This window comes from Kibdelosporangium aridum, assembly GCF_900176515.1.
Taxonomy (GTDB): Bacteria; Actinomycetota; Actinomycetes; order Mycobacteriales; family Pseudonocardiaceae; genus Kibdelosporangium; species Kibdelosporangium aridum.
Window position 1 is genome coordinate 1 of sequence record NZ_FWXV01000021.1, and the last position, 13,550, is coordinate 13,550.

A 13,550-nucleotide genomic window follows, 5' to 3' on the forward strand; every position below is an offset into this window, starting at 1 on the left:
CGATCCGTTCGGCGATCACCGTCGCCGGCATCGTCGGAAATGCCTGCAGCAACTCACGAATCCGCGGTTCCACAGCATCCACAATGGACCCCTTCGGCTGCCGCACGTACTTCGGCGGCGCATCCGAGGCCAACGCGGCGCGCACCGTGTTCCTTGAGACGCCCAACACCCGGGCGATCGCCTTGATCGGCAACCCTTCCGCCCGGTGCAACCTGCGAATCTCAGCCCAATCTTCCACGGACAACACCCTTCGTCCTCCCTGGCTCGGCTCGAGCCAGAGTCACCGGACAGGGGGTCAAAATTCGGATGCCACGCCGGGGTCAGTTTTCACGTGCCGTCGACAGGGGCTGCAGGCCGACTGCAGCCCACACAGCCCGATATCAACGTGTGAGGTTCCAAAACGCCGCACTGCAGGCCTGAACTGTGACGACCGCACCGGTCGACGGCAAGGCATGATCGTGGGACGTGTGGTTACGACTGGTATATCTGATCTTCGTTCGACTCGGTGGATGGCTTGTCTTGCTTGGTCGGTCCTCGGCGTCCAAGGACGTTGAATTGCTGGTGCTACGGCGCGAAATCGCCGTGCTGCGCCGCACCAACCCCCGCCCACGACTCGACTGGGCTGACCGCGCAGTCCTTGCCGCACTGGTACGCGGCTTCCCAGCCTGCTACGCAAACATCGATTGGTAACACCAGGCACGATCTGCGCTGGCACCGACGCTTGGTGGCCAAGAAGTGGACCTATCCACGACGAACAGGACGCCCAGCGATCGATAATGCCATCGTCGCGTTGATCGGACGGATGGCGCGAGAGAACACCAGTTGGGGATACCGCAGGCTCCAGGGCGCTGCTCAAACTCGGTCACCGCGTGTCCGCCTCGACCATCCGCCGCCTGCTCATACGCTTGCAGATCCCGCCAGCACCAACCCGGGACTCCGACACATCGTGGCGGCGGTTCCTGCGCACCCAGGCAACCACAATGCTGGCGTGCGATTTCTTCACCGTGGACCGCGCCGTCACGTTGAAGCGGGTCTACGTGTTCTTCGTGATGGAGGTTGCCACCCGCTACGCACACATCCTCGGCACCACCACCCACCCCGACGGGCAGTGGACCACCCAACAAGCCCGCAACCTGCTGGTGGATCTCGGCAATCGAGCTGACGACTTCCGCTTCATGATCCGCGACCGCGCCAGCCAATTCACCGACTCATTCGACGCCGTCCTCGCCCGGCGCCGACATCGAAGTCGTCAAGATTCCGCCGAGTTGTCCACAAGCGAACAGTTACGCCGAGAGATTCATCGGCACAGTGCGACGTGAGGTCACTGACCGGCTACTGATCATCGGCGAACGTCACCTGCAACCGTGCTGGCACGATATGTCACTCACTACAACAAAACGGCGCCCTCACCGAGCTCTGCAACTTGTCCCGCCACGACCAGGCCACCCCATCCCACAGAAGGGTCCCACCCAGATTCACCGCCAACCCATCCTCGGCGGTCTGATCAACGAGTACGAACCCACAGCAGCCTAAGACGCAGGTCACAGCCACAGGGCCGACTTCTGAAACCCCACAGGCTGCTGACGGTAAAGATCGCGGGTTTACGGCACCCCTTGGCACGCCGCCCTGTGAACGCCGGAGCCGGCTGGGCTTCTTGCCTGAGCCGATCGTGGGGCGATACACAGGGCCTGAGCGGATTTGGTGTCCGTACAGACCAAAGTGCAGGCCACGTCGTCCATTGTGGTCCGGCTCCGCCACCAACAACGAACCCCCTGCATAACAGGGGGTTCGCTCGTCACAGCCCAGGTAACTTCGGCCTGGTATTCCGCCCGTTTCAACCCCGCTACGTCGGACTCGGTGTCGCGTGCGGTCACGGGCAGTTGATGACGGTGTCGCCGGGGTCGGCATCGCAGGTGTCGGTTCCGGGGCCGCCGTCGACGCTGTCGTTTCCGGCGCCGCCGTCGCGGCTGAAGAGGTAGTCATCCCCAGTGCTTCCGAAGAGGCGGTCGTTCCCGGCGCCGCCGTCGAGGTAGTCAGTCTCGGCGCCGCCGTCGAGGTAGTCGTTGCCGTCACCCCCGAGGAGGCCGTCGCCGCCAGCCTCCCCGACGAGGTAGTCGTCGCCAGCGCCCCCGAGGAGGCCGTCGTAGCCGTCACCTCCGAAGAGGTAGTCGTTCCCGACGCCGCTGTCGAGGTAGTCGTTGTCGGTGCCCCCGAGGAGGGCGTCGTTGCCGGCCTCCCCGACGAGGTAGTCGTCGCCGGCGCCCCCGAGGAGGCCGTCGTTCCCGGCGCCGCCAAAGAGGCTGTCGTTCCCGGCGCCGCCGTCGAGGCGGTCGTTGCCGGCGCCCCCGATCAATGTTGAGGGCACAGTGACGCTGTCGCTCAGTTGAACAGTGTCGTTGAGTTCGCCTGCCTCGACCGTGATGCCGGAGACGGGCAGTGGACAGCTCACCCTCTCGGGATTGGTCAGACGTTCGCATGGCGCGGCGGTTATGAGCAAGTTCCCCGTGTCGGTGACGATATAGTTGTTGTCCACGAGGTCGATCCTGATGTCGTGCGCGCTGCCCGCGCCTGCCAGGACGTTCAACCGGTTGTCGGTGTTCTTCAGCACTGCGGTGGTGTAGCTCTTGTCTACTTCGGTGGCTGCATACCCAGGCCCGGCGACGAACATCAGCGGTGTACACACCACCGCCACGAGCCCGGCCGTACGGAACCATGTTCTCATGTGACTCACCTGAATCCTGAAATGTGCGCTAACTTTGTCCTTCTGTTTGGGGCTCGGGTCTACCGACAGCGTCGACAACAGGTAAACAAAGGTCGCAAACGTCGTTGACACTTCTTTTTCCAAAAAGAAGACTGCTGGACAGAGCCGAGCCTGCGCTCACAAACTCGGCAGGCACAAGAGGCCACCTATCTGGCCCCTCGTTCGCTCCGGCCGACGCCCGGCCAGGCACAGCAGGCGTCGCGGACGCGACAGGTCCGGCGAAAGCGGTGATCACGCCAGCTAACAGTGCATACGCCACACCCAGAGTCGCTCGGGTCAGAACTTTGTTTGCCTTCCTGGCCAGCCCCCGGCGAGACACCGTCACCTAGAATAAATTGGAAGGAAGAAACAAAGAAGGAAGCATAGTTATGCGGCCGAGGGGTTTCAAGACTATCCTGTGGCGCCTTGTAGTCAATGTCGCACTTCCGGCATTTCGTACATCACAGAACCATAAATGCGTCACCGGTCGCACATTGTCGGCCGCCGGGGACGAGAAGGCCAGCAACTCGGTGAGGCCTGTGGGGTTTCAGAAGTCGGCCCTGTGGCTGTGGCCTGCGGGTTAAGCGGCTGTGGGTTCGTACTCGTTGATCAAGCCGTCGAGGATGGGTTGACGGTAAACGCGGGTGTGGCCGGAGTGTGGAATGGGACGGTCTGGTCGTGGTGGCATGAGTTACAGTGCTCGGTGAGGGCGGCGTTGGTTGTAGTGGGTCACATATCGTGCCAGCACGATATGCAGGTGGCGTACGCCGATGATCAGTAGTCGATCGGTGAGCTCGCGTCGTATCGTGTCGATGAATCTCTCGGCGTGGCAGTTTGCTCTCGGACAGCCGGGTGGAATCTTGACGACCTTGATATCGGTACTGGCGAAGACGGCGTCGGACGAAACGGTGAACTGGCCGGCGCGGTCGCGGATCAGGAATCGGAAGTCGTCAGCCCGATCGCCGAGGTACATCAAAGGGTTTCGGGCTTGTGGGTCGTCCACGGTCCGTCGGGATGTGTTGTGGTGCCGAGGATATGGATGTAGCGGGTGGCGACCTCGAGTACGAAGAACACATAGATCCGCTTGAGTGCGACCGCACAGTTGACGTGGAAGAAATCACAGGCCAACATCGCCGCGGCCTGTGTGCGCAAGAACTGTCGCTCCGAGGTGTCCGAGTCTCGGAGCGGTGCTGGCGGGATCCGCAGGCGTTTGAGTACGCGTCTTACGATCACGCCTTACCGTCGAGGCGCGCGATCACTGCAGGTTAAGAGCCCAGTGCAGACTTCTGGAACCCCGCAGGGTGACGGTTTGGTGCCATCAGCTATCCGAGTCACGGCTGTCTAGCATCACCTACCGGTGCTACGGCAAGGCTCACTGTTTTCTGACGTTTAATGGTCATTGACGAGACTGCGTCTACTTCCGCCGTTCCACCATGCTGGGCGGGCGAGATCCTCACCGGGCTGGACGACTACCTGGCCTTCCTGGCCACGGGCAGCCGGGTCGCGGTCCCGCGCGTGCAGACGCTGCGCGCGGCGATCGACTGGAGCTTCGGACTGTGCTCGCACGATGAGCAGCAGCTGTGGCCTCGATGTTCGCCGGCGGGTTCGACCTAGCCGCGGCCGAGGCGGTGTGCAGCGGCCAGGGCATCGCCCGGGAGGACGTCGTCGACCTGGTGGCCGGGCTGGTCGACAAGTCCATCCTGACCCGAAACCAGCCACGAGACTCCCGCGCGGTACCGGATGCTGGAGGCTATCCGCCACGACGGCCAGGAACAGCTGGCCGCCTCCAGCCACCTCACAGCCGTGTGCGCCCGGCACCGCGACCACTGCCATCGGCTGACCGCGCGGGCGGAGCAGGAGTGGCTGGGCCCGAACGAGTACGTATGGTTCCCCGGCTGCGGCGCGAGCCCCCGAACCTGCCCGGGCGAGATTCCTGGCTGAATTCCCGCTGCGGACGATGAGTTCGGCGGCCTTCGCGGGTTGTAGGGATGACCGCAACTTCCGAAGGGAGTCAGGCGATGACCGCTGACGAAGACCAGATCCGCATCATGATCGAGCGGTGGGCCGCCGCCGCGCACGCCGGCGACATGGACGGGGTGCTCGCCGATCACGCCGCCGACATCGTGATGTTCGATGTCCCGCCACCCGAGGACGGGGTGCGCGGCCTCGACGCCTACCGTGACACGTGGCCGGACTTCTTCCGCTGGCAGGCCGATGGCGCGGTGTTCGAGATCGAGTCGCTGGAGGTCACCGCCGGCAACGACGTGACAGACGTCGCGTTCGCCCACGCCCTGCTGCACTGCGGCACCCCCGAAGAGCTGACCGAGCACCCGGACCGGCGGCTGCGGCTCACGCTGGGGCTGCGCAAGCAACACGGCCGTTGGATGGTCGCGCACGAGCACCACTCCTTCACCCACCCCACCGAGACGACCGCCGAAGCCGAGGTACGCGCGGTGCACCAGCGGTGATTCGACGCCACCGCCCGCAAGGATCTCGACCAGCTGATGGCGCACATCGCCGACGACATCGTGTCCTACGAGCACGTCTCCTTCCCCTACGACTCCTTCCCCTACGACCCCGAGACCGGCGCCGCTGTCACCGACCTCTGCCCGTGAGGCGCGCTCAGCGGAGGCCGATCAGCGGCAGGCCCGCCGCCTCGTCGTAGCGGTGGGTCAGCCGGCCGGAGGATCCGGTGACCATGACCTCGTGAGGCGGGCGATGGCGCGCAGCAGGTGACGGCCGCGCATGGCGTCGTCGCGGCGGCCGAGTATCACGTGCGCGGATCCGGCGCTCCGTGCGCGAGCCGACGATATTGCCGGCCACGGTGAAGACACGGTGAGGACCTCGACCCGCTCGTCGACCGGGATGTCGACGTAGCGGTGCTCGGTGTCGAAGGAGCCGAGCACCGCTGAGGCGAACGCGTCGGTCGCGGTGAACGCGGCCGTGCCGAAGTCCTCGCCGGCCGCTCTGTGACGGCCCAAGGGTGCCAACGGCGCATAGCCGCCACGATCAGGGCGGCAGAATTGTGGTGCGTCATATCCGTCGGGTCCTAGCCTCAAGAAGGTTTCTTGTGGAGATTCGTACTGGTAACGGGCAACAGTCGCGCGACTTCTGGCCGACTGTGGAGGTTAAACCCGAGCGCCGGTGAGCGTTCGCTTGGGCAGGTGCGGGATGGGCGTTGAGACCGGTGTCGCGGGACGGGCGGTCGGCAATGTGCCGGCTGAGATGACGAGTTTTGTGGGTCGGCGGCATGCCACGGCCGAGGTGAAGCGCGCGTTGTCCACCGCCCGGCTGGTGACCTTCACCGGCGTCGGCGGGGTGGGAAAGTCCCGGCTGGCTCTGCATGTGGCGCGTGAGGCTCGTCGAGTGTTTCCTGATGGTGTCTGGCTGGTTGAGCTTGCCAAGCTTGGTGACCCGGCGCTGGTCGAGCAGACCGTTGCCGCGGCGCTGGAACTGCTTGATCATTCGCGCCGGGATGCCGCGACCGTGCTGGCCGAATTCCTGGCGGACAAGCACCTACTGCTCGTGCTGGACAACTGTGAGCACGTGCTGGCGCGTTGTGGACATCTCGTGGCCCGGTTGCTGTCCGCTGCGGCGAGGCTGTCTGTGCTGGCCACCAGCAGGGAGCCGCTCGGTGTCCCCGGTGAACAGCTCTGGCCCGTCCCGCCGCTGTCCGTGCCGCCGGCCGATGGCGATGCTCAGGTGCCCGAGCAGCTCCCGGAAGCTCTGGTGTTGTTCGAGCACCGAGCGCGTGCGGTCGCTCCGGATTTCACGCTGGGCCAGGACAACTGGCTCGCGGTGGCGCGGTTGTGCCGGCGGCTGGACGGTCTGCCGCTGGCGATCGAACTGGCCGCCGTCCGGATGTCGATCTTGTCCGCAGAGCAGATGCTGGAGCGGCTGGAAGACCGGTTTGCGCTCCTGACAGCCGAGAGCCACACGGCCCTGCCGCGCCATCAAACCCTGCGTGCGACGGTCGACTGGAGCTTCGAGTTGTGCTCGGAGCCGGAACGGGCGCTCTGGGCTCGGTGTTCGGTGTTCGCCGGGGATTTCAACCTGGACGCCGCCGAACGCGTGTGTGCCGGTGCGGGACTGGCCACCGGCGAGGTCTTCGAGGCAGTGTCCGGGCTGATCGACAAGTCGGTTCTGGTCAGGGAAGAGTGCGGGCACGTCGTGCGGTACCGGATCCTGGAGACCATCCGCGAGTACGGGCGGCAGCGGTTGGAGCAGGCCGGTGACACGGCCGCGGTGCTCCGCCGGCACCGCGACTACTACCTGCACCTGGCTGAACAGGCCGAGGCGAACGCTGGTGGCCCTCACCAGTACCAATGGGCCAAGCGTCTGCGGGCCGAGCGGGCCAACATGTGGGCGGCGCTGGATTACTGCCTGACGGTTCCGGGGCAGGCCAGGGCAGGCATGCGGCTGGGTGCGGCCCTGTGGTTCTACTGGATCGCCTGCGGGTTCGTCCGCGACGGCCGGTACTGGCTCGACCGGGCCCTGCAGGCAGACCCAGCACCAAGCCGTGAGCGCGCCAGGGCACTGTGGATCGATGGATGGATTACCACTATGCAAGGCGACAAACAAGTCAGCCTGGCTTTGCTGAAAGAAGGTCGTAGCCTCGCCCAGGAGCTGGGTGACGATACTGAGCTGACTTATGCGCTCCAGTTTATCGGCGCGGCGAAGAAGATGAACAACGACCTGTCACAGGCGATTCCACTCATGGATTATGTCCTGGCTCACTATCGGGAGTCGACCGAATGGCCCGCCGTCGCGTTGACGATTTTTCCGCAGCGGGTGATGGCCGCTGGCCTGGTCGGAGACACCGACCATGCCATGGATCTTCTCGACGAGTGCCGGGCCATCTGCACGCCGCTAGGGGAACGCTGGGCGCTGTCCTGGGCGTTGTGGTCGGCCGCCGTCACATGGTGGGTGGCAGGAGACTACCCGCGAATGTCGAGCCACCTGCGCGAATCCCTTCGCCACAAGCGTGACCTGAACGACCAGTTGGGCATTCCGTTCTGCGTGGAGCTACTGTCGTGGGTTGCTGCTTCGCAAGCCGACTGGACTCAGGCGGCGGTGCTGCGGGGTGCGGCGGAGATGATGTGGGAGCCAATCGGCAGGCCGCTGTTCGGATTCGTCACCCTGCTTGACTGCAGTAAGGAATGGAAGGCGCGAACTCGCGAAGCCCTCGGTGAACGCGCCTATCAGACCGCCGTCCAGCACGGCGCACAGATGACCCAAGAAGAGGTCATCGCCTACGCGTTGGACGGCCCGTGAAGGCCACGCACCCCTTGGCAGAAACACCGCCCCGAGCGCCAGCACGACAACCGCTACGAGGACCCCGAGCACGACCCACGTCAGCAGCGGCGTGCGCTGCTCGGCTAACTGTCTCGACGTCCACTCCTCGTCCCGCGCGTCCAGCAGGTCCTCGGCGCGCACGAACGTCAGGTCCGACGATGACTTTGATGCTGGCTTCGACGCTTGTTTTCGCGATGACGACGCCCGGTGTGTACTGCCGATCTGAGGTCAGGTTCGGGCGCGGCCGTATGGTATTTCCAGCCAGCGATTGGCGCGTGATCACGCACCGTCCGCACCCATCACGCCATCCGCAGCACACCATTGGATGGCTGCTGGCTGCCCAGCATCCGGCCATATCGGGCTCTCTTGTTCGCTGTCGGGTGATCAGACGGGAGACCGAGTCCGGTCTGGATGTTCACGACCAGTTGAGCCTACCGCGCCGCAGCGTCCTTTGTGGACGGGCTTGGAGTGATGACAGTCAAGGTTCCGGCCTCCGGTTATCCGGAAAAGCGCACAGTCTCGACGGCGTTGAGTGGCCGTTGACGAGACTGCGTCAGCTCCTGCGGTTCTGCTGTCCCGGGTAGCTGCCGCATTCTTGACGCCGGAGTTTCTGGTGGCCGCCGGAGCATGCCGTGGTGTGCGGGTGTGGAGGTTTGTAGTGCAGCGTGGAAGGTCGCTGTGAACGCATCGTGGCCCCTGTTGGCTTCGCTGAACGCGTCCGGCTCGCGGCCTGGATAACGACACCGAACGAGAGACCCATGTCGGGCACCAGTTCACGCCAGCACGATGGCAATCTTCCCGCCGAGGCCACCAGTTTCGTAGACCGCCGCCGGGAGATCTCCGAGGCCAAGCGGCTGCTGTCCACCGCCCGGCTGCTGACGTTGACTGGTGTCGGCGGTGTTGGCAAGACCCGGCTCGCGTTGCGGGTGGCGTCCGGGGTGCGGCGGGCGTTCACCGACGGGGTGTGGCTGGTCGAGCTGGCCGCGCTGCAGGACCGCACGCTGCTGGAGCAGACGGTCGCGGACGCTGTGGGGGTTCGTGATCGGTCGGCGCGGTCGCCGCTGGAGGTCCTGGTGGGCTACCTGCGGGACAGGCAGTTGCTGCTGGTGCTGGACAACTGCGAGCACCTGGCGGACCGCTGCGCGGGGCTGGCGACTCACCTGCTCCCGGCGGCGCCGGGACTGCGGATCCTGGCCACCAGCCGGCACGCGCTGTCCACGCCGGGCGAGCACATCCTCGCGGTACCGCCCTTACCCGTGCCGGACCCCGAACTCCCATCGCACCCCGAGAAACTGGTCGGCAACGAGGCGATCCGTCTGTTCGCGGAGCGCGCGACACTCGTGCGGCCCGACTTCGCGGTCACTAGCGACAACCACGGGACGCTGGCGCGGATCTGCCGTCGGCTGGACGGGCTGCCGCTGGCGATCGAGCTGGCCGCGGCGCGGCTGCGGGAGCTCACGCCGGAACAGATCCTGCACCGGCTGGACGACCGCTTCCGTCTCCTGCGCGGCGGCAGCCAGGCCGTGTTGCCCCGCCACCAGACGCTGCGCGCGGTGGTTGACTGGAGCTTTGAGCTGTGCTCGCCACCCGAGCAGACCCTGTGGGCGCGAGTGTCGGTGTTCGCCGGTGGGTTCGATCTCGACGCTGTGGAAGCCCTGTGTGCCGGGGACGGCATCGACCGGGACCAGGTACTCGAGCTGGTGACTGGCCTGGTGGACAAGTCGATCCTGACCCGCGAGGACCAGCACCACGGCTCCCAGGCGCGGTACCGGCTACTGGACACCCTCCGCCACTACGGACAGGACGTCCTGCGCGCGACCGGAGAAGAGGCGGTGCTGCGCCGGCGGCACCGGGACTACTACCTAGGGTTGGCCGAACGCGGCGAGGCTGAGTGGTTCGGCCCCACCCAACAGGAGGTGTCCGCCCGCACCCGGCGTGAGCACCCCAACCTACGGGCCGCCCTGGAGTTCAGCCTGAGCACCCCGGGCGAATCCCACAAGGGCCTGCGGCTGGCCGCGGCCCTGTACTTCTACTGGCAGGGCTGTGGCTTCATGGCCGAAGGGCGCCACTGGCTGGACCGGGCACTGGCCCGGGACACCGAGCCGAGCAAGGCACGGGCCAACGTGCTGTGGACCAATGCTCATCTCGCCGTCATGCAGGGTGACGTCCCCGCCGCCATGGCCTTGGTGGAGGAGTGCCGGGCCTGGGCCCAGGCACGGGGCGCGGTAACCACACTGGCGTACGCCATCTGTGTCCGGGGACTTGTCAGCTGGTTCAGCGGCGACCTACCGCGTTCACAGGCGCTGCTGGAGGATGCCCTCGCGCGCTTCGAGGCCCTCGGCGAACTCAACAGCACCATGATCAAGGCCTATCTCGCGTTGATCGTGGTAGCCGTGTTCCAGGGCGACCTCGCGCGCGCCGTCGCGCTGGGTCAGCATGCCCGCGCGCTCTGCGAGCGGCACGGCGAGCAATGGGCCCGGGCCTACACGCTCCACGGTCTCAGCTTCGCCGAATGGGTCCGGGGCGAGGTGGCGCAGGCGACCAGGCACGCCAAGGAAAGTCTCCGGGGCATGCGCGTCTTCAGCGACACCCATGGCACGGCGGTGCTCGTCGAGCGGCTGGCCTGGATCGCCGGGACGGCCGGTGAGTTCGAGCGTGCCGCGGTGTTGCTCGGCGCGGCCGACCAGATCTGGCCCCTGGTCGGCGGCCAGCCGTTGATGGGCTTCCCGCACTACGTCGCCGCGCACGAGGCGTGCGAGCGGCAGGCTCGCCGCGTCCTCGGCGATCGCGCGTTCCAGGCCGCCTTTCGCCGTGGCAATGTCCTCGGCCTCGACCAGGCCATCGCCTATGCCCTCGGCGAACCCCCTCAGCCCGCCCCCGCCAGTCCTGCCATCGGCACGAAACCGCTGACGCCACTGACCCGCCGAGAGCAACAGGTCGCCGAACTCGTCGCGGCCGGACTGTCCAACAAGGACATCGCCGCCCGGCTGGTGATCGCCCAACGCACCGCCGAAGGCCACGTGGAGCGCATCCTGACCAAACTCGGCTTCCCCACACGCACCCAACTCGCGGTGTGGGTCACCGAACAACGGAAAACCCAGGAGCGGTGATGGCACGCACCGGATCACGTCGGCCAGTGGGCAATCTGCCGGGCGAGGCGACAAGCTTTGTCGCCTCGCCGACGCGAGACCACCCCAGGCCACGCGGCTGCTGCGGCGAGCGCGGCTGGTCACGCTGACCGGGGTGGCCGGGGTCGGCAAGACCCGGCTGGCGTTGCGGGTGGCCGCCCAAGTACGCGAGGCCTTCCCGGACGGGGTGTGGCTGGTCGAGCTGGCCGCGCTCACCGACGACAAGCACACAAGCGGGGATTCCTGTGCCGTAAAAGAGGTTTGGCCCAAGTCCGATGATCGCCTCGATGGCGTCGGCTTGAAGCATCTTCTCGCGGATCGCTCGCTCGGCACCGCCGCGGAACAGGACCCCGTGCGGCATCACGGTCGCGGCGATGCCGTTCTGGGTCAGTACGGACACCATGCGCTGGACGAACATCAGGTCGGCCTTCTTGCCGGTCTCTGGTGCCCATCCGAACATCATCCGGTCGCTGAACTTCACGTCCTCGGCCCGGTAGTTCAGCGAGAATGGTGGGTTGGAGAGAACTTTCCGGAATCGCCTTAGCGTATCGCCGTTGTGGGTGCCGATAACTCCATCCACGGGCACTGACCTGCGAACTTCCTGCCCCGAGGACCACCAGTAGCCGGGCGCACCAGGATGCTCCGTTGTGCTGCGACTCCCCTACCTCGCCCTCACCAGCGTGTTCGCGTTGCTCCGGCTGCTACCCACAAGCAGCACCGACAAGGACACCGAGATCCTGGTCCTGCGCCACCAACTCGCCATCCTGCAACGCCAAGTCAGTAAACCGCGTCTCACTCCACCCGACCGCGCCTTCCTCGCCGCCTTGCTACATCCCATCCCCAGGTCCACACTGCGCAAACTCCACCTGCTCGTCTCCCCCGACACAATCCTGCGCTGGCACCGCGACCTACTCCGCCGTCGCCACGCTCGAGCATCCCGGCCGAAACGGCCAGGCAGACCGCCTACGATCCGCAGCATTCAAACCCTCGTCCTCCGGCTCGCCCGCGAGAATCCGAGCTGGGGTTACCGCCGCATTCATGGTGAACTCGCCGGCCTGGCCATCAAAGTCGCGCCCTCCACCGTCTGGGAAATCCTCAGAACCAACAGCATCGACCCAGCACCTCGTCGGAGCCAGCAGACCTGGGCCACGTTCCTGCGCAGCCAAGCACACGCCATCCTCGCCACGGACTTCTTCGAGACCAGAACACTCACCGGCGCCCGCCTGTTCGTCCTCGCCGTCATCGAACACACCACCCGCCGCATCCGCATCCTCGGCGCCACCACACACCCCACAGCAACCTGGACCACCCGACAGGCCAGAAACCTCATGATGGACCTCCAAGACGCCAGCGCCACAGCGGTGCGGTACCTGATCCGAGACCGCGACAGCAAATACACCACCGCGTTCGACGCCGTCCTTGCCGACAGTGGGATCACCGCCATCACTACCGGCATCCGTGTGCCGCGCATGAACGCGATCATGGAACGCTGGATCCGCACCTGCCGAACCGAACTTCTCGACCGCACCCTCATCCTCAACCAAGCACACCTACTGCAAACACTCCGCGAATACGAAGGTTTCTACAACCAGCACCGACCCCACCGCGCCTTACATGCCGCAGCACCGCAGAAACCACTTCCGCCACCCATCACCGAACCAAACACACTCGAACACCTCAACATCCAACGACAAGATCGACTCGGCGGCATCCTCCACCACTATCACCACGCCGCTTGACCAGCACGGATCGAGTTTTCGGCACCCACAGCGTCTGCGGGACCGGTAATCTCGACGCCTTGCCTTGGTGAAAGGACTCTCCCGTGGCGCTGGACTGGAACAGGATCGGCTCGTCCACTCCGCAGCTACTCGTGCGGCCCGCGCTCGCCGAGGCGTACGGGCGGTATCACGAAGCTGCCGTCCTGCTAGGCGCCTCCTCCCGGCTGCGCGGCGCTCACGACCGCACCAATCGGCAGATTCGCGAGCTCACCGGCCGAGGGCGGGCCACATTGGGGGATGAGCTCTTCGCCGCAGGGTACGGAAAGGCTGGGAGCTGGACGGAAAGACAGCTGTGACCGAAGTCGATCCAGCCCGGCTACTCCAGCAATCTCATCCAGATCCCGGCTGATCCGCAGCACGCCCAGAGACACCAGGATGTGGGGTAGGTGGGGATCTTGAAAACCACAAACCGCATGAGTCATTGCTGCTCTCATCGGCGGCACGAAGTCGACCGTTCGGCACCGGAAAATTCCCACACACTTCCCCCGTCACTCTGCGTAGGCCATGATGAAAGTGCGTGAATTGTGCTCAACCGCAAGCCAGTGAGGGGAATCGGCTCATGGACACAATCCAGGCACATCCGCGGAGTGGCATCGAATCCACCCTTCC

Annotated in this window: 15 protein-coding genes; 9 read left to right on the forward strand and 6 right to left on the reverse strand. The window is 65.5% G+C overall.

Going from position 1 to position 13,550, the window contains the following annotated elements:
• On the reverse strand, positions 1 to 247 hold a 247-nt coding region (locus tag B9C43_RS52735; protein WP_143447241.1), incomplete at its 3' end, for a sigma factor-like helix-turn-helix DNA-binding protein.
• Between the two features lie 757 nt (positions 248 to 1,004).
• On the opposite strand from B9C43_RS52735, the gene B9C43_RS59280 reads away from it, so the two are divergent.
• Together B9C43_RS59280 and B9C43_RS59285 are read left to right on the forward strand one after the other, a co-directional pair.
• On the forward strand, positions 1,005 to 1,319 hold the full coding sequence (locus B9C43_RS59280; protein ID WP_235039361.1) for a hypothetical protein: 315 nt from the start codon (positions 1,005 to 1,007) through the stop codon (positions 1,317 to 1,319).
• Positions 1,255 to 1,533 (forward strand): transposase, encoded by a 279-nt coding sequence (locus B9C43_RS59285; protein ID WP_235039369.1) that lies wholly within the window; start codon positions 1,255 to 1,257, stop codon positions 1,531 to 1,533. Before B9C43_RS59280 ends, B9C43_RS59285 begins: the two co-directional genes overlap by 65 nt.
• A gap of 337 nt (positions 1,534 to 1,870) precedes the next feature.
• Here B9C43_RS59285 and B9C43_RS59855 read toward each other — a convergent pair whose 3' ends face one another.
• The 3 genes from B9C43_RS59855 to B9C43_RS59305 form a co-directional block, all read right to left on the reverse strand.
• A complete protein-coding gene (locus B9C43_RS59855; protein ID WP_200826116.1) occupies positions 1,871 to 2,833 on the reverse strand; it encodes a calcium-binding protein in 963 nt (320 codons plus the stop codon).
• A 598-nt stretch (positions 2,834 to 3,431) separates the two neighbouring features.
• A complete protein-coding gene (locus B9C43_RS59300; protein ID WP_235039362.1) occupies positions 3,432 to 3,743 on the reverse strand; it encodes an integrase core domain-containing protein in 312 nt (103 codons plus the stop codon).
• Positions 3,713 to 3,973 carry a hypothetical protein gene (locus B9C43_RS59305; RefSeq protein WP_084434755.1) on the reverse strand — a complete coding sequence of 87 codons (261 nt, stop codon included), beginning with the start codon at positions 3,971 to 3,973 and terminating at the stop codon, positions 3,713 to 3,715. Before B9C43_RS59305 ends, B9C43_RS59300 begins: the two co-directional genes overlap by 31 nt.
• Before the next feature lie 159 nt (positions 3,974 to 4,132).
• On the opposite strand from B9C43_RS59305, the gene B9C43_RS52760 reads away from it, so the two are divergent.
• The 3 genes from B9C43_RS52760 to B9C43_RS52770 all read left to right on the forward strand — a co-directional run bounded on the left by B9C43_RS52760 (position 4,133) and on the right by B9C43_RS52770 (position 5,208).
• Complete coding sequence (locus B9C43_RS52760; RefSeq protein ID WP_084434756.1) at positions 4,133 to 4,354, forward strand: hypothetical protein; 222 nt, start codon at positions 4,133 to 4,135, stop codon at positions 4,352 to 4,354.
• Between the two features lie 126 nt (positions 4,355 to 4,480).
• Entirely contained in the window at positions 4,481 to 4,681 is a 201-nt protein-coding gene (locus B9C43_RS52765) for a hypothetical protein (protein WP_084434757.1), read from the forward strand.
• Positions 4,682 to 4,758: 77 nt separating this feature from the next.
• The gene (locus B9C43_RS52770; protein ID WP_051897926.1) at positions 4,759 to 5,208 is read left to right on the forward strand and encodes a YybH family protein; all 450 of its coding nucleotides are present in this window, start codon (positions 4,759 to 4,761) and stop codon (positions 5,206 to 5,208) included.
• 204 nt (positions 5,209 to 5,412) lie between these two features.
• On the opposite strand, the gene B9C43_RS52775 is transcribed toward B9C43_RS52770, so the two are convergent.
• Positions 5,413 to 5,721: a PPC domain-containing DNA-binding protein gene (locus tag B9C43_RS52775; protein WP_084434758.1), complete on the reverse strand. Its 309-nt coding sequence runs from the start codon at positions 5,719 to 5,721 to the stop codon at positions 5,413 to 5,415.
• Between the two features lie 190 nt (positions 5,722 to 5,911).
• Between B9C43_RS52775 and B9C43_RS52780 the strand changes: the two genes are divergently transcribed.
• Positions 5,912 to 8,014, forward strand: coding sequence for an ATP-binding protein (locus tag B9C43_RS52780; RefSeq protein ID WP_084434759.1), 2,103 nt, complete (start codon positions 5,912 to 5,914; stop codon positions 8,012 to 8,014).
• A 779-nt stretch (positions 8,015 to 8,793) separates the two neighbouring features.
• The gene (locus B9C43_RS52785; protein ID WP_084434760.1) at positions 8,794 to 11,145 is read left to right on the forward strand and encodes an ATP-binding protein; all 2,352 of its coding nucleotides are present in this window, start codon (positions 8,794 to 8,796) and stop codon (positions 11,143 to 11,145) included.
• On the opposite strand, the gene B9C43_RS60370 is transcribed toward B9C43_RS52785, so the two are convergent.
• Complete coding sequence (locus B9C43_RS60370) at positions 11,114 to 11,743, reverse strand: HsdM family class I SAM-dependent methyltransferase (RefSeq protein WP_407657190.1); 630 nt, start codon at positions 11,741 to 11,743, stop codon at positions 11,114 to 11,116. The genes B9C43_RS52785 and B9C43_RS60370 overlap by 32 nt on opposite strands.
• Positions 11,744 to 11,810: 67 nt before the next feature.
• Between B9C43_RS60370 and B9C43_RS59320 the strand changes: the two genes are divergently transcribed.
• Both B9C43_RS59320 and B9C43_RS52800 read left to right on the forward strand, forming a co-directional pair.
• On the forward strand, positions 11,811 to 12,902 hold the full coding sequence (locus B9C43_RS59320; protein WP_084434762.1) for an integrase core domain-containing protein: 1,092 nt from the start codon (positions 11,811 to 11,813) through the stop codon (positions 12,900 to 12,902).
• Between the two features lie 83 nt (positions 12,903 to 12,985).
• The gene (locus B9C43_RS52800; RefSeq protein ID WP_084434763.1) at positions 12,986 to 13,237 is read left to right on the forward strand and encodes a hypothetical protein; all 252 of its coding nucleotides are present in this window, start codon (positions 12,986 to 12,988) and stop codon (positions 13,235 to 13,237) included.
• The last annotated feature ends 313 nt before the right edge of the window (positions 13,238 to 13,550 follow it).